Source organism: Oceanobacillus sojae (assembly GCF_900162665.1).
Lineage (GTDB): Bacteria > Bacillota > Bacilli > Bacillales > Amphibacillaceae > Oceanobacillus > Oceanobacillus sojae_A.
Window position 1 is genome coordinate 370,284 of record NZ_LT727811.1, and the last position, 16,363, is coordinate 386,646.

14 protein-coding genes are annotated in these 16,363 nt (G+C 39.3%); 1 reads left to right on the forward strand and 13 read right to left on the reverse strand.

Annotated features, from left to right (window positions below; genetic code table 11):
* Positions 1-405 precede the first annotated feature (405 nt).
* The gene (locus BN1068_RS09075; protein ID WP_077602538.1) at positions 406-1,368 is read left to right on the forward strand and encodes an L-lactate dehydrogenase; all 963 of its coding nucleotides are present in this window, start codon (positions 406-408) and stop codon (positions 1,366-1,368) included.
* A gap of 66 nt (positions 1,369-1,434) precedes the next feature.
* Here BN1068_RS09075 and BN1068_RS09080 read toward each other — a convergent pair whose 3' ends face one another.
* The 13 genes from BN1068_RS09080 to BN1068_RS09140 form a co-directional block, all read right to left on the reverse strand.
* Complete coding sequence (locus BN1068_RS09080) at positions 1,435-2,874, reverse strand: four-carbon acid sugar kinase family protein (RefSeq protein ID WP_077602539.1); 1,440 nt, start codon at positions 2,872-2,874, stop codon at positions 1,435-1,437.
* A gap of 1 nt (position 2,875) precedes the next feature.
* Positions 2,876-3,778: a 2-hydroxy-3-oxopropionate reductase gene (gene garR, locus BN1068_RS09085; protein ID WP_077602540.1), complete on the reverse strand. Its 903-nt coding sequence runs from the start codon at positions 3,776-3,778 to the stop codon at positions 2,876-2,878.
* Positions 3,779-3,852: 74 nt separating this feature from the next.
* Complete coding sequence (locus tag BN1068_RS09090) at positions 3,853-4,698, reverse strand: MurR/RpiR family transcriptional regulator (RefSeq protein WP_175637114.1); 846 nt, start codon at positions 4,696-4,698, stop codon at positions 3,853-3,855.
* Positions 4,699-4,922: 224 nt separating this feature from the next.
* The gene (locus BN1068_RS09095; RefSeq protein ID WP_077602542.1) at positions 4,923-5,690 is read right to left on the reverse strand and encodes a 2OG-Fe dioxygenase family protein; all 768 of its coding nucleotides are present in this window, start codon (positions 5,688-5,690) and stop codon (positions 4,923-4,925) included.
* Between the two features lie 273 nt (positions 5,691-5,963).
* Entirely contained in the window at positions 5,964-7,256 is a 1,293-nt protein-coding gene (locus BN1068_RS09100; RefSeq protein WP_077602543.1) for an amidohydrolase, read from the reverse strand.
* Positions 7,257-7,285: 29 nt separating this feature from the next.
* On the reverse strand, positions 7,286-8,800 hold the full coding sequence (locus tag BN1068_RS09105; protein WP_077602544.1) for an AbgT family transporter: 1,515 nt from the start codon (positions 8,798-8,800) through the stop codon (positions 7,286-7,288).
* A gap of 24 nt (positions 8,801-8,824) precedes the next feature.
* Positions 8,825-10,252, reverse strand: a complete 1,428-nt coding sequence (locus BN1068_RS09110; protein ID WP_077602545.1) for a M20 family metallopeptidase — start codon at positions 10,250-10,252, stop codon at positions 8,825-8,827.
* A gap of 24 nt (positions 10,253-10,276) precedes the next feature.
* Positions 10,277-11,602, reverse strand: a complete 1,326-nt coding sequence (locus BN1068_RS09115; protein ID WP_077602546.1) for a hypothetical protein — start codon at positions 11,600-11,602, stop codon at positions 10,277-10,279.
* Between the two features lie 421 nt (positions 11,603-12,023).
* A complete protein-coding gene (locus BN1068_RS09120; protein WP_077602547.1) occupies positions 12,024-12,377 on the reverse strand; it encodes a PTS glucitol/sorbitol transporter subunit IIA in 354 nt (117 codons plus the stop codon).
* A 44-nt stretch (positions 12,378-12,421) separates the two neighbouring features.
* Positions 12,422-13,456, reverse strand: a complete 1,035-nt coding sequence (gene srlE, locus BN1068_RS09125; protein ID WP_077602548.1) for a PTS glucitol/sorbitol transporter subunit IIB — start codon at positions 13,454-13,456, stop codon at positions 12,422-12,424.
* Positions 13,457-13,465: 9 nt separating this feature from the next.
* Positions 13,466-14,017 carry a PTS glucitol/sorbitol transporter subunit IIC gene (gene srlA / locus BN1068_RS09130; protein ID WP_077602549.1) on the reverse strand — a complete coding sequence of 184 codons (552 nt, stop codon included), beginning with the start codon at positions 14,015-14,017 and terminating at the stop codon, positions 13,466-13,468.
* A complete protein-coding gene (locus BN1068_RS09135) occupies positions 14,001-14,474 on the reverse strand; it encodes a transcriptional regulator GutM (protein WP_077602550.1) in 474 nt (157 codons plus the stop codon). The genes srlA and BN1068_RS09135 overlap by 17 nt, the downstream gene beginning before the upstream one ends.
* A 3-nt stretch (positions 14,475-14,477) precedes the next feature.
* Positions 14,478-16,361 (reverse strand): BglG family transcription antiterminator, encoded by a 1,884-nt coding sequence (locus tag BN1068_RS09140; protein WP_077602551.1) that lies wholly within the window; start codon positions 16,359-16,361, stop codon positions 14,478-14,480.
* Positions 16,362-16,363 lie beyond the last annotated feature (2 nt).

The following is a 16,363-nucleotide window of genomic DNA, read 5'->3' on the forward strand; positions in this document are numbered from 1 at the left end:
TATGTTATTTTCAGTATAGCATTGTATATTGGGAAATAAAAAGCATATTATATGAAACTCTCTTTATATTTCATTCGCTTGAAGTAACTTCTTTTAGCCTTCTTTTGTTTTATTATTTTGAAGAATAGTCCCAAGCCGAAAACTGTAGAAATATCCTCCAGAATCTCAACTGGTATTTATTTTAGCAGAAAGTTAAAAAGCTGTATTCACTTAGAAAAGCAAAAATATCACCAAGAAAAAAACAGCAGCTGCTGCGATAACTAAGAGAATTTATTTACTTTTCCATCTCTTCAAGATATGCTGTAAGTTAAGAAAACTTATTAGAATTCTATTGACTTATATTGTGAAGTGATTCACAATATAAGTGTAAAGTATAATGATAACATTAAGGGGTGGGGAGAAAAGATGGAAACAAAATATCAAAAAGTAGATAGAGTTGTTCTAATCGGATCAGGGGCAGTTGGAATCAGCTACGCATTTGCTTTAATGAACCAAGGGGTTACGGAAGAAATAGCAATTATTGATTTAAATGCAGATAAAGCACTTGGAGATGTATGGGATTTAAACCATGGTAAGACTTTTGCGCCTTCTCTCACAAATATCTGGCAGGGGAACTACGAAGACTGTAAAGATGCGGATATCGTCTGTCTCTGTGCAGGGGCAAACCAGAAACCAGGTGAAACACGATTAGATCTCGTTGAAAAAAATATGAAGATTTTTAAAAACATTGTTGAAGATGTCATGGCTGCAGGCTTTGATGGAATTTTCTTAGTTGCAACGAATCCTGTGGATGTTTTAACACAAGCGGTAATTGAATTTAGTGGTCTTCCTGCACATCGTGTAATCGGAAGCGGTACAACGCTAGATACAGCACGGCTCCGTTATAAACTGGGAGAGTATTTTAAAATTTCCCCTAAAGCCGTTCACGCATATATCATTGGTGAGCATGGAGATACAGAGCTTCCACTTTGGAGCAGAGCAACGATTGGCCCAGTACCGCTTCACACGTACCTTGAAACTCATGAAAATCATAAAGCCGAGGATCTTGATCAAATTTTTGTAGAGGTTCGTGATGCAGCTTATCATATTATCGAGAAAAAGGGAGCAACTTTTTACGGTATTGCTATGAGTCTCGTACGGATTACAGAAGCTATTTTAAAAAACGAGCATACTGTGTTGACTACGAGCAGCTATCTGCAAGGACAATATGGTGTAGAGGATGTATGTATCGGCGTCCCTACTATCATTAGCCGTAAAGGAGTCCAAGAAATCATTGAGGTACCAATGAATGAGGATGAACAGAAGAAATTCAGGCATAGTGTACAGACTTTAAAGGATATCTATGAGCCGGCAATCAAGCGTCTATAAATTTTAGATAAATATTAAAACGTAATAGGGAGCAGAAAAAGTATGCTTCCTATTACGTTTTTTCACCTACTCTTTACCCTCTAGCACTGCCACAACGTCTTTTAACGTTTCCGGCTGCCCAACATTCCCGGGAAAAATAATATAAGCAGCGTTTGGAAATTTGCTCTCAGGTCCAGTTTTCCAAACAGGGATACCCGGCTTCACCTGTCCTGCTACCTCTGCACGTTTCACAGATAACCCTTCTGTTCCAATACTGCTGGAAGTAATTCCGCCCTTTGCAACAATATAACTCGGCTGTACTGCCAAATCCTTTACAATACTCGTTACCGCATCTGAAATTTTTACAGATTGCTTTAATTCTTCTTCTTTTTTATTTTCTCCAAGATCCAGACGTTCTCTGCGCGTATAGTAAACAACAGATTGTCCATTTTTAATTGCTTCTTCACAGGCTAAACGTACCCGTTCTGTTTCTTTTCTGAACTTTTCTTCATCCTGAACAAGATGTACATCAAATTCAATTCCCTGTACCAGCCCGCTATCCAACAGATGCTGTAATTGCTCTGTTGTCTTTTTCACATGGGAACCGACTGCCACCAGTCCGCCGTTTTCCCTGCTTTTAGAAATAAGCATTTCTTCTCTGGTTAATAAAGGCTTATCACTGATATCTCCAAGTACCTTCGTTAAGGAAGCAGCGCTGCGGCAGATAAAATGCTTCCCGGTACGAATAGCTTTGATTAATGCCGTAGCAAAAACCTCTACATCCTCATAGCCGGCTGCGTTTACTACGATTTTTTGAAAACCCTTTGCCTGCAGCAGTTGATCTTTAATTTTATTTACATTTTGGTTACGCAAATCCTCTAAAGAGATATAAATCGTATTTTCTTTTGTATAACGGCCATTCGTTTTTTCCTCTACCCATTCCCCCAGATTAGAAGCAGTAAATCCAAATGTTCTATCCTTCGCAAATTCTGTATCCCCGGCAGGAACCAGGACATCTCCATCCTGAACATAGTGAACATTATTTATGGTGAATCTTCCGCCCTCTTTGAAAAATGGAATAATGACCTCTCCATCAAAGGAAACTGCTCCCTTTTCTTCGATAGTTTCTTTCAGAATCTCTGTTTCCAGCGGGTAGTGCCCACGCATTGTAGAATCTGAACGGCTGATTAAAATATAAGGAATGGCTTTTTCCTCAGATACTGTCTGGACCCGCTCAGCAATGTCTGTATGACAACGAATCGTTTCCTGTTCAGTAAATCCGCGTGAGTTTGTCAAAATGAAAAACATACTTACCTCTTCTTCAAACCCTGCTTCAATCGAGGCTTTATCCCAATTTGTATAAACAGATACACCATGTACCGTCTGAATTCCTGTGGGATCATCATCAAGGACAACAATTTTATACGGAGAATCCGCTAATTCTGCTTGCAGAGCGGATAGCGTTTGCTGTCTATCAACTGCTTTGATGCTGCTCAAAGTCTCTTTCGCATTTAGCGTTTCTGCCATATTACTGCACCTCTTCTCTTTTCACAGTCACATTTGCTAATTTTTCATAATGCTGCACGATACTTGCATGGTCTAATGTTTCTTTGCCGTCGCTTGCTAAGGAATGGAAAATCTCCAATAGCTGACTGGATAACGGAAGCGGTACATGCAAATCATGTGCTGTATTCATTACATTGGTAATATCCTTCATATTTATATCCACACGGCCGCCAGCTGTAAAATTACGATCCAGCATCATCGGAACTTTTGCATCCAATACGGTACTTCCAGCCATACCGGAACGAATAGCCTGATACATCTTCTCTACATCAATCCCCGCTTTTGCAGCAAGTGTCACTGCCTCTGAAACAGCCGCAATATTTAAGTTAACGATAATCTGATTAGCCAATTTTGCTGTAGACCCACAACCGGAATCACCAACTAAAACAACTTCTTTTCCCACCGCTCTCAATATTGGCTTTACATTTTCAAAATCAGCTGATGCACCTCCGACCATAATAGCAAGTGTGCCATCAATTGCTCCCGTCTCTCCACCGCTTACCGGTGCATCTAAAAATGAAACGCCATGCTCTGCTGCATCCAGAGATAATTGCTTGGATTCTGTCGGTAATACAGAGCTCATGTCCACAATAACTGTTCCTTCCTTTGCACCCTCGATAACGCCGTTCATGCCAAAAATAGCTGCGCGGACATGGGCTCCCTTTGGAAGCATGGTAATAACTACTTCACTATTTTGAGCCACTTCTTTTCCGGTCGCCGCCGGTATTGCTCCCGCTGCCGCAACTGTTTTCACAGCCTCTGGATTCAAGTCAAAAGCAGTCACCCTGAAGCCAGCTTTTAATAGATTCTTTGTCATCGGCATCCCCATAATTCCTAATCCAATAAATCCTACACTTTGTTTCATCTTTCTCTCCACCTTTTCTTATGTATTAAACGCATACCTGCCAGTATTTTTATATTTCTTCACCATTTGCTCGCCTACTTCTTCATTCTTGTCACGGCCAGACGGGATAAATTAATTTGTTTTGTCCCCTCTTCCCCAAGCACCGCAGCCATCTTTGTATACAGTGTATCCATCATTGTTAACTGAATAAGCCTTGAAACCATTGCATCAGACTGCCTGTTTGTTTCATTTGCCTGCGTTAACAGCAAACAATCTGCCATCCCTGCCAGTGAAACGTTTTCATTAGAGGTAATAACAATTAAAAATGCTCCGTTATTTTTAGCTATTTCACTAACATGAATAGTATCAATGGTTTCTCCAGAATGGGAAATAGCTATCACAACATCCCCCTCTGACATATGACTGGCATAAATGGCTTGATAATGCGGGTCTTTCACTGCAATTGATTTTCCGCCGAGCCGCATAAATTTATGTGCACAATCCTCCGCAACTGTTCCTGATAATCCCTGTCCAATGAAATAAATTTGATTCGCTGAAATAAACCTGTCCACTGCTTCTTCCATCTTATCTTCATTCATTTTTGCTTTTGTCAGCTTCATTGCATGTAAATATTGCTTCCCAATCTTTTCAAACATGGTGCCGATATCGTCCTCAGATAAGATATCCACAAGTGCAGGGCTTTCCTGTGGATATTCCGTCTGCTCCTGCGCCAGAGCTACCTTCAATTCCTGATAGCTGTTATAACCAAGCTTCCGGTAAAGGCGCACAACACTTGGCTCACTAACCTGGCTCAACCCGGCCAGCTCATTCATAGATAGTAAGAATGGTTTCTTATGTATCTCTAATTGATGTATAATCTTATTTTCTGTATTTGTAAGCGATTTCTTATTTTCTTGAATTCGATGCTTAAAACTCTTCATTTCTTCCCCCTCATCTATTATGTTAGTAATATTACTACACATATTAAAGATAGACAAGTTATATTTTTCAGAAAAACGTTTTTCTTTGTAGTTTTACTACATAATAATCAGTGTATAAGCATTCTATAATCAAAGTATAAGCATTCTATAATCAAAATTAAATAAAGAAATAGCCTATCCGAAAATAATTTTCAAATAAGCTATTCCTTTATTGTTATGATACATTATTTATCATCCACATCAGCTACAACCGTTTGCTGATAATCAATTAGGATGACAGAGCGCACCCCTGCCTCATCACCATCGCCTTTTTCTATAGGGCTGACATAATGAGAAACTGCTGCATCCGCTACGCCATAAGATTCCAGAGGCTTCGTGATTTCAAAAATCTCTTTCACATCTTCCTGGTCAACCGTATCAAAATTTTCTCCTGCTGCCTTTGGAACACCAATGGCATTGGTACCGCCCTTAACATTCTCTCTTTTGATTAAATGCGCAAAGGTAAACGGCTCTCCATCCTGGTGAAAACAGTTTGGTGAAGAAACAGCTTTATCCGTATCATTTTCCACATAAAGCTTTACAAAATGCACACCAACATGAATCGGCATGATGCGGTCTTCTTTCTTCCAAAATGTTTCATGATAATTAAACAGGATAATTTTTTCTAATAATTTATTTTGCTGTATTTCTTTATCTATACAAGGAAATTCACGATAAGAGCCCGGATACTCCGGATTAAATTTCCCTTGGAAATAAGCGGAATATTCCTCTCCATCTTTTGTCAAAGTTGGAAGCCATTCGATCTGGCCAGAGGTTGGCAGCACAAGTGCACGTGAATATCTTCTATAACGGTTTAACCCTTTGGCGTATTCATCAGCAGGCAGGTCCTCGAAATAATTTAATAAAGCCTGATAGTCAGCTTCTATCCCTTCATAGTCTAATTGCCGCATCAGGTCATACCGTGCATAGCCATTATTTTTTAAATTACTCATCTATATTACTCCTTTATTATAAATACTTTTTATTGCTCTGATAGTCTTTATTACCAAGACAATTACAAAGTATTATTTTAGAGGATTTGAATTGAAAAAACAAATAGGCCAGAAGATGATTCAAATTACATATTGGCATGATTAAATAGGAAATACATGCATTTACAAGGCTTTTTATAGTTTCTCAAATATTCTTTTATCCCAGCCATAAAAAATAAAAAAGCAAAAGACGAAACCCTGAGGGACCCGTCTTTTGCTTTCTTGCCTATTCTTCTATTCAGATATCCTGCCGATCTTCTTGGCAGATTGAAATAAAATCTCCACCGCCGGCAGTAATGTATCCTCATGAATATCAAACTTCTCATTATGATGCCCTGCCGCTAATTCTGTTCCAAAAATACAGTAAGTAGCCTGACCGCCCCTGCGCTGTACTCTGTCCATAAAATACGTTGCATCCTCTGATCCGGAACTATCACTGCTTTCCAGCAATGCTCCGTCAATTTTCGGATGCGATTCTGCACATTGTTTTAAAATCTCTGCCACTCCTAAAGAGCAATCACAATTCAAGGCTTCTCCAGCTACCTCCACCTTAGCATCAAGCTGATACATTTTTGCAGCGCCATCCACTATGGATTGCACCTGCTCCTTCACATACTGATTTATTTCTGATGTCTCCCCGCGTGTTTCTGCAATTAACATCGCATGGTCAGGAATAATATTTCTCCCAGATCCTGCATGCAATTCACCAACATTAACACGGGAGGATCCATCTGAATGCCGGGTAATAGCATGCATATTTAACGCTGCAGAAGCTGCTGCAAGCAAGGCATTTTTTCCTTCCTGCGGCTTCGCGCCAGCATGTGCGGCTACTCCTTTGAAAGTAATATTCAACTTAGATGTGGCCAAAAAACCATTGCTTGCTGCTACAAAATGCTGATGAGGTACTCCAGTTCCGATATGGGAAGCAATAAAGTAATCTACATTATCTACTACTCCTGCCTCAGCCATTGATTTTGCCCCACGTGTCCCTTCCTCGGCCGGCTGGAAAATAAGCTTGATTGTTCCACTGAGCTGATCTTTATTTTCTGCAAGCCTCAAAGCCAGTCCTAGACCAATTGCAGTATGGGAATCATGGCCGCACGCATGCATGGTACCCGCAGCAGCAGAGCGAAATCCAGCTTGATTCGGTACATGGTCAGCTGCCTCAGATTCATGGATTGGCAAAGCATCCATATCAACCCGGTAAGCAATCGTTGGACCTGGTTGAGCAGTTCGAAGTGTCGCAACAATACCAGTATATCCTTCTGAAAAATACTCCACATATCTCGTGTCAGTACCATTTTCCAAAGCCCACTCCAAATGCTGCTTTGTTTCCTCTTCGCCCGGTTTTCCCATGCAGCTTTCTTCTGCCATTACTTCTTTGCCAAGTGCCAGTTCATATCCTAGTTTCTCCAGTACACCCGCCACCTTGGAAGCAGTACGAATTTCCAGGAAACCCTGTTCAGGATACTGATGAAAATCTCTGCGCCATCCAATCAATTGTTCTGACAATTCTTCCGGCTTCATAAGATCATATCTCCTTTTCCTTATCTATTTTATAAATGTGTATGGATTCCTGGTCCAAATGGCATTCCTGTAAAGTAAAATACCAAAATCAATATAATCCATGTAATCAGGAACGTAATAGTATATGGAAGCATTAAAGAAATATACGTCCCAATACTTGCCTTTTTATCGTATCTTTGCATAAATGCCAAAATAATCACCAGATACGGGAATAACGGCGTAACAATATTTGTTGAGGAATCCGCAACGCGATAGGCTACCTGTGTAAATGCAGGATGATAACCAAGCTGCATGAACATTGGTACAAATATTGGTGCTTCAATAGCCCATTTTGCTGATCCCGATGTAATAAGAAAGTTCAGCATCGCTGTAAAAATAATATAACCGATAATCAGACCCATCCCGGTAAAATTAACAGATGTCAAAAATTCTGCCCCATTCACTGCCAGCCACGTCCCAAGATTACTCCAGTTAAAGTAAGCTGTAAATTGAGCAATGGCGAAAACAAGCACAATATAACTTGCCATGTCCTTAATAGACTCAGCCATATAATTACTGACATCTTTTCCTGACTTAATTTTTCCTACAGTGATTCCAAAAGTAACACCTACAATAATAAAGAGAAACAGGACAAGCGGTACGATACCATCTAAAAATGGAGATGAAGGAATGATTCCGCCCTCTTCGTTTGTTAAAGGACTATTAGGGATGAATACTGCCAGCGCAACAATTCCTATATAGACCAGTCCTGCAATAACTGCATACAACAGTCCTTTCCCTGCATTAGGCAATTCTTCTGTATTCTCTTCGTCTACCGCATCTCCTTTATATTTACCTAACCGGGGTTCAATAAAGCGTGTTGTGACAAGCCCTCCAACAATCGTCAGAACAAATACAGATACGATATTGAAATACCAGTTATCAACAGGCGTAACAATCATTGATTCATCAACAATTCTTGCAGCTTCTGTGGAAATACCTGATAGTAAAGCATCTGTTCCCGCAATAAACAGGTTTGCAGTAAATCCGGCACCAGCACCGGCAAAGCCCGCGCTTAATCCTGCCAGCGGATGACGGCCAACCTTGTAAAAAACCAATGCTGCAAGCGGAGGGATTAACACAACCGCTGCATCGGAAGCGAGGTTCCCCATAATTCCTACAAATACAACCGTATAAGTCAAAAGGAACGGCGGCGACTTCAGAATCGTTTTACGAATTGCGTAATCAAGCAAACCTACCTTCTCTGCCAAACCGATTCCAAGCATCATTACCAGTACCAGACCCAGCGGTGCAAAGCCTGTAAAGTTATCAAGCATCGATGTCAGGATAAATTCCAGTCCTTCTCCAGAAAGCAGACTCTTAATCGGTACCTCTTCCCCGCTTCCAGGATGAACGACAGATGCATTAAATAAGTTAAAAATCCATGAAAGAATTATCATAAATACAGCCAGTCCAATAAATAGCACAAATGGATCCGGCAATTTATTCCCTACTTTTTCAACGACATCCAGAAATTTTTGAAAAAAGCCTTTTTTCTTTTTCATGAATTCACCTCTTCATTAGATTTTTTATTCATTCAGTTTCGATGGTTCCACATCTTTAGGAATAGGGCATGTATATGGGTTATCTTTCGAAAATGCCTTGAATTCTTCCTTCACTTCAGTCAAGCATTCTTCAGAGGTTAATAAAGTTATCCCAGTCAGAGCCATACTGCCGGCAGCACGAAGCATGCCTTTATTAGCAATACTGCTTATCCCCTGAGTTGTCATCTGCCAAGTATGCAGCGGTGTACCAAGTACAGACGTAGCTGTTGTGACTTGAGCTGTCGGGACTACCCAGCTCACGTCCGACACATCCGATGAACCATGTAAAAGCTCGTTGGAGGCTTCATACGGTGAAATACTGTCTGAAATATATTTACCAGCAAATTCGCTGCCGTCGCCTGCATAGCCAAAACCTCTCATCAGTTCGACATAAAAGGATTGCTCTTCTTTGGTAAAAGTCTCCCATATATCTTTAGCGAACTCCTCTTCTTCTTTAGCAACTTCATCCATACCATACTCTATTAATTGCTGATACAATATCTTTTCCAGACTCCGATTTGGAATATAATTCGAGCATGCTTTATCAAGTTCAATCGTCAATTCCGTTCCGGTCATTAAAGCAGCCCCTCTGGCAATATCCTTCACACGCTCTAAAATATCTCCAGCCTCTCCAACCTTTGCAGCTCGTACTAAATACAATACTTCTGCATTTGATTGAACAACATTGGGCGAAATGCCGCCGGAGTTCGTAATCGCATAATGTACCCGGGCATCGTCTACGATATGTTCACGTAAATAATTGACACCGACATTCATCAGTTCAACAGCATCTAACGCACTTCTGCCCAGATGAGGGGAATTGGCAGCATGTGCTGCAGTTCCTTTAAAACGGAAGAAAACCTGATAGTTTGCTAATGTCGGCCGGCTCATTACAGCATTCGCTGGTGATGGATGCCATGTTAACGCTGCATCGACATCCTCAAAAACACCATCCCGCACCATAAAGGTTTTCCCGGATCCGCCTTCTTCTCCCGGACACCCAAAGAAAATCACTGTACCAGGTAGATTCTCCGCTTCTAAATAGCTCTTCACAGCACAGGCTGCTGCAAAGGCGCCTGTACCTAACAAATTATGACCGCAGCCATGACCTACGTCATTTTCCAATGGATCATAGTTCGTAGCCCCCGGCTTCTGACTAAGCCCCGATAACGCATCAAATTCTCCTAAAAATCCAATGACCGGCTTCCCTGAACCATATACAGCCGTAAATGCTGTCTCTATACCTGCAACATTCCGTTCGACCTGAAATCCCTGTTTTTCACACTCTCCTGCAAGGTACGCCGCAGATTCATATTCTTCAAATCTGGTTTCAGGATGATCGAATACATACTTTGAAACTTCTGCAAAATATTCCTTGTTCTCATCAAGGTAACGTTTAATAAATTCCTTCATTATTGCAAGCGCCTCCATTTTGTTTTAAGTTTTTAATTGTAAAAGATTAGCATCAATGAAGCAATATACATTTTTAGGTCTTCCTCGTTGACTGGATTGAATTTTCCCACATTTTTTGATTATATTAGCCTGCTCCAGCTCTGCCAGTATTCTTCTTCCGTTCCGCTCTGTACTCTGCAGCCATCTGGAAATATCCTCTGAAGTAAATTTCTGCTGATTGTACTTGTGCGAATAGACAATAATCCTGAGTACATCGCGGGGGCTTGCCTTCTTATCGGCAAAGCGTTTCGATAACTCTTCCTCCAGACTTTTTAAATCCAAGGCTCCTTCTAATGCATCAGCTGATTTTTTGGATAATTCTCCTGCTCCTTCTGCCAGGAGGATAAAGGCTTCTTTTTCAGACTGATCTTGACTCAGACCATACCTCACATTCTGCTCCGCATGCAGCACATTCTCTCCGAATCCAATAGCTACAGCAGCAACAAGCTGGTCTTTAATCTGGTATTCTTCTATCAGCTTAAATAAAGAACGTTCCGCCTTATCATCGATTTCACCTTTCGTAGTAAAGATAAAAAATAAACCGTCACCCTCTTCAACCAGTGAACCCTGAAGCGACTCAGTAAGCTGCAGCAGCGACTTTTTCCAATTGAGCTGATGATGCTTCCACTGAAAAAGCTGATGCTGTGTCACAGTATTGGCAGTATTCTTTAATCTGCAGCCGATAATAGCCATTTGCCGATTCTCATACAAATTGGCCTGAGCTTTCTCAATCAGCAATTCAATTGTCAGTTTAATAGACAGATAGGATGCTGTTAACCGGTATACAGGAACTCCTGCCTCCTTCAACTGATTATACACTCCATTAAAAGTTGTTATTGCTAACTCAATCTTTCCTTCGTCGTAAAGCTTTTTGTGAAAAGCAACGACATCATTTCTCGAATAATCCAATTGAAAAGATATCGTATAATATTTCAAAGCATCTAAATGATAAAAAGATAAAATTTTATCCAGCTCTGTTTTTGCAATGTTATCAATGCTGATTTTAGTAAAAATTCTTCCTTCATTTAACTGTGCTTCAAGTAACTCACCAAAAAAACTCGACCCGTGTAAAGTAGGATAACCGCCTTCATCTTCATGAATCAGCTTATTTTCCATTGCATAAGAATAATTCAGGAGGCCGGAAAACAACCATTGATCAACAAGATAACGATTCCTTTCAATAATTTCTGAAATTTCATCCAACTCTTCATAAGGAAATGAAAGAAAAGTAACCTCTTTGAATTCCTTTCCTACTTCCAGAATTTTCTCCACAGACTCGGCAGGCCCGATTATACCAAATTTAATATGCATACCGTTCACCACCTCCAATCAAATTGCATTTAGAAAATTCATCAATTAAGGAATATTTCCTTTAATTAATGAAATATTACTAAACACTTTTTTATTTGTCAACTGTATAATAGTAGATATAGGTCTTATTAAGCTTTTTCCAAGGATTTTATGTAGTAAATATTAATCATCAGGGGTTTTATTAACGGAAATTTCCTTAAATCATTTCGTTTGATAATGTATAAAATGCCTGGCTGTCTGGAGATACACAGATACATCAATTTATTTATTCGGACTGTACTTTTCCCTATAAAAAATATCTTCGTACTGATTATCCTGCGCAAATATTTAGGCTTACGTATAACATTTATTTAATTAAAAATCCCCGCAAGCTGCAGTCCTTCCTGCTCGCTTACGAGGATTTCCATTTTAAATCTTTCTCTTATTTCCCAATCCGAATCGTACTGCCCGGCTTCACATCAACAATTTCTTTCTCTTCTAAATAAAGTGAACCAGACTGTCCTGCTGTCGTACTGCCATCAAATTTCAATGTAATATGGCCTAGATCATTTAAGTTCTTTCTTACTGCATCACCAACACTTGTGATCTGATAAGAAACATCATCTAATTTTAATGTGTCTCCTGCTGTAATATCTTCATCAACAGCTACTAAATCAATCACGTAGCAGAAATCCGCTAATTCACTTGGTGCATTATCTCCGAACAGAATCATCATTTTTTCTGCTTCAAATGCTTTTGCATCTTTTCCGATACTTTTAATTGTTGTTTGATACATGTTAAAACACTCCTAAATTTATTAATCTCTTTTCTTTTCCTCTATTATTTGTACAGCCCAAAGCTTGCCAGCCAGGCGACAAATACCCTTGGAACACCATTTAAGAATCTGGAATACAGAACAGATGGCACACCGACTTCAATTGTTTTTGTTTCTGCTTCTGCAAGACCTAAGCCTACAGGAATAAAGTCCGCAGCATTTTGAGTATTGATTGCAAATAATGCAGGTAATGCCAGGTTTGGCGGGATGTTCCCTTTACCAATCTCTACTCCAATTAATGTTCCTAATACTTGTCCAATAACTCCGCCAGGCCCGAGTAAGGGGCTCAAGAATGGTAAGGAACATATCAAACCGATAACCATAAGTCCCCAAATGTTTCCTGCCAGCGGTGACATGATATTCGCAAATAAATCGCCGATTCCAGAGCCTTGAATAATACCAATTAACAGGGCAACGAACCCCATAAAAGGAATAACAGTGTGCAGCATAGTTTCCACTGCGTCACGAGCAGCTTGATAGAAAGTATTAATCACCTTCCCTGCCCCTAGACCAATTTTAGTAAGTAAGCTTTTATTCTCTTGCTCTGCTCTGGTTTCCATAATTTTTTTATCTTTAGAATAGGTTGCTTCGGACTCTGTCTTTTCTTCTTTCTCTGTTTCCTCAGAAGAAGCCTGCTGAACCGTCTCAGAAGCTTGTTCAGATCCTTCCTCTTCACCAGCAACACTTACTTGGTCCACATCTACATTCGATACATAAATTTCTTCTGTAATGTACTGTCTTAATGGACCACTTTTCCCTGTCGCCATAATATTAATTGTTGGGATACCTTTTTGAGGATAGATACCGCAGCGTAATGTACCGCCGCAATCAATAACAGCAGCCATAATTTCATCTTCCGGTACCGATGTTTCAAAGCCGTTTACTGCAGAGGCGCCGGTAATCTCACAAATTTTATCTACAATAGCAGGCTTATGACCGCCTGTCACATACATTACTTTATCTTTTTTACCATTTACACCGATTACCAAAGGGCCGCCAAAACCGCCAGAACCTTTAACTATTTTAACTTTTTTACTCATGGTCTCCACCTACCCTTCTACATGCACTTTTTTACTTAATTTTACTTTTTGTTGTTTTTCTACATAGCTTGTTGTAAAGTCAGTTACCCAGCCGCCGATAAAGTTCATTACTAAACCGACCAGCAAATAACGAATCGCTAAATCTGTCATTGGTAATCCCAATTGTTGAATCCCGCTTGCAATACCTAAGAAAATAAACAATTCTGCCGGGTTAATATGAGGGAAAATACCGTTACTGGTATGTGCGAACTGCCCTGCAGCTGCAAAATAGCTTGGCTTGTACTTTTCTGGTAAAAATCGCCCTAATGAATGCAGCATTGGATTCGCCAGCATAAATGAGCCTAAGAAAGGCAGCACCATATATCTTAATAATGGATTCCCTGCTGATTTTTGGGCAATTTTATTAATACGATTTTCCCCAATTAATTGAATTAAGGTATTCATGGCAATAAGTAACATAAGAACTAATGGAACAATGGATCCCATCCAGTCAATAAACGTATCTGCACCTGTCTGGAAAAGGTTGATAAACCCTTCCGCTAATTTAACTATGAAGTCCATGTTTCTTGACCCCTTTCTTTGTGAACATTTTATTTACTTTATTTACGGCTTTCATCATTGGTGAAGGGATTCGTTCGATCTCCCCGCCTGCCTGCACGACATTAAATGTATGCTGGGCATCAATAATGGCACGTTTTAAAAGCTTATTATACTCTTTGAAATCTTCTTCCTTGAGCTTATTCACCTTCTTGCCTTCTAAGCCCTTCAGCTGTTTAAATCTGGAAAACACGGTTACCCCTTGCATATAACGTGCTTCCTCAATTTCATTTTTATTATTTAATTGAAATAACACAAGTGTTCCTGATCTGATAATTGCCGGCCGTCTTCCAATAGCTACACGACCCTTTTCTCTCAGCTCAGTATAATGCTTTGTGAAATGCTTGATTTGTACAAAACCAAATAGATATTGGACAACAAAACCGACTGCTAAAATAATAATCAGCATGATAAAAAACATAAGCTATTTCCTCATTTCCTGGTTCAAAATATATGCAAACGAAGTATAATCCGTATTCCTGGTCAATTTGTTCAGCAGATAACTATTCGTCGTCATTGCCAACACTTCCTCATACACCCTGATCAAAATAGCTTCATTTCCAGCTTGATCTGGTGTAGCTAATAAGATAACAATATGAACATCCTGATAATCCCGTAACGGTTTATCTAATAGAGCAACCTTCATAAAAATACCGGTTTGATGATGACTCACATGCGGGAAAGCTAATTTTCCGGTAACCGTTGATTTCATTTGTTCCCTTGCAATAATACGCTCTGTAAATTCTTCATCAACTCCGCCTTCCCGGATTAACTCATCAGACAAAAACCGGATTATATCTTCGTAGTAATTGAATGAATCGACATGATAAAAATCTTTCTCCTCTATAAAATCTACAAGGACGCTTTGATTAAACAGCTTTTTATTCTTCACATCTTTATAAACCAGGAATTGCTCGATTTTTAATTTCAGCAATTGTGTATCCAGTATATTCTCGATATAGACTACCTTATTAAATAAACGGTTTGTCCAAACAGTAGAGACAATCAGATCAAATTGTTTGATATCCTCTGTTTCGAGCACCTCTTCATTAAATACTTCAATGTCAATTTGATTACTGAAGATCTTCTGTAAATTTGTTGTTAACAGCTTCGATGCGCTTAAGCCCTGGTTTGTAATAATAGCAACTGATTTTATATCCCGGATTTTCTGTTCTAACTGCTCCAGATACACACTAAAATATAATGAAAGGAAGCCAAGCTCATTAATAGGCACTTCCATATTGATTTCTTTTTTAATATTTTCAGCTAGAACACTCGATAGCTCATAAGCAAACGGAAAACGCTGCTGCACATCCTCCATTAAGTTGTTATTTACCTTCACTCCAAAAATCAAACGGTTGATTAAATGTTTAATGTGAAGCTGAATATCTTTACTAAACATCGATTCATCAATTTTAATCGTATAGTAATAATTGATGTCCTTAATTGTATTCTTTATAATACGCTCAAGCATTGAGTGCTCTTTTTCATTAATTATTTCATCTACAATGGAAGCTCTTCGCCCCAGAAGCTGCAGAACGATAACGAAAATTTCCTCGTTTGGCTTTTCTAAAGCATACTTATTTGTAATCACTCTTTTTAACGCTTCAAAGCTTGTAAAATCCTCTGATTCAAATACCTGCTGATCAATATCTAAATCCGCTTCAATAAAGTGCCCTTTTTCAAGCCTGTCCAGTGTTACTTGAACAGCTAATCTTAATCTGGTATAGGAAGAATCATCTAATCTGTACTTCTTTTTCAAATCTAATAAATGCTGTTCAATTTGATCTGAAACCTGCAGCTCCTGATAACCGTTAGGAAACTGTTCAATAATTACTTTACGAATAGAGATTTCGTTGCCTTCCAGCCTTAATCCGACATTCTGTGTTCCTTTAATATCAACTGGATAAGCCTGCAGCTTTTCTTTTAATTCCGTCACAATATTATTGACAACACTTTTACTCAGGAACAGATCCTCAGCGATATCGTCAATGGTGCTCTTCTGATGATCTAATAAGTGATGAAAAACAGCATCAAGCCGATCCTTCAATTCATTTTCATAGCTGCTTATTTCCTGCCTTAAAACTGCCAGCCGATCAAAAAATTGTTTTTCATCACGGATAAGCATCGAGAGAATATGATGATCCTTCATAATTTGAAAAGTGCCTTCAAAATAATCATTAACCTGCGCTATATAATTGGACAACGTCCGTTGAGATATATTCATTAGATGGGAAAGTTTTTCAGCTGAAATATGATCCGATATAAGCACTTCTACAATTTTCAAATGCTTTTTATTAAGCTCCATAA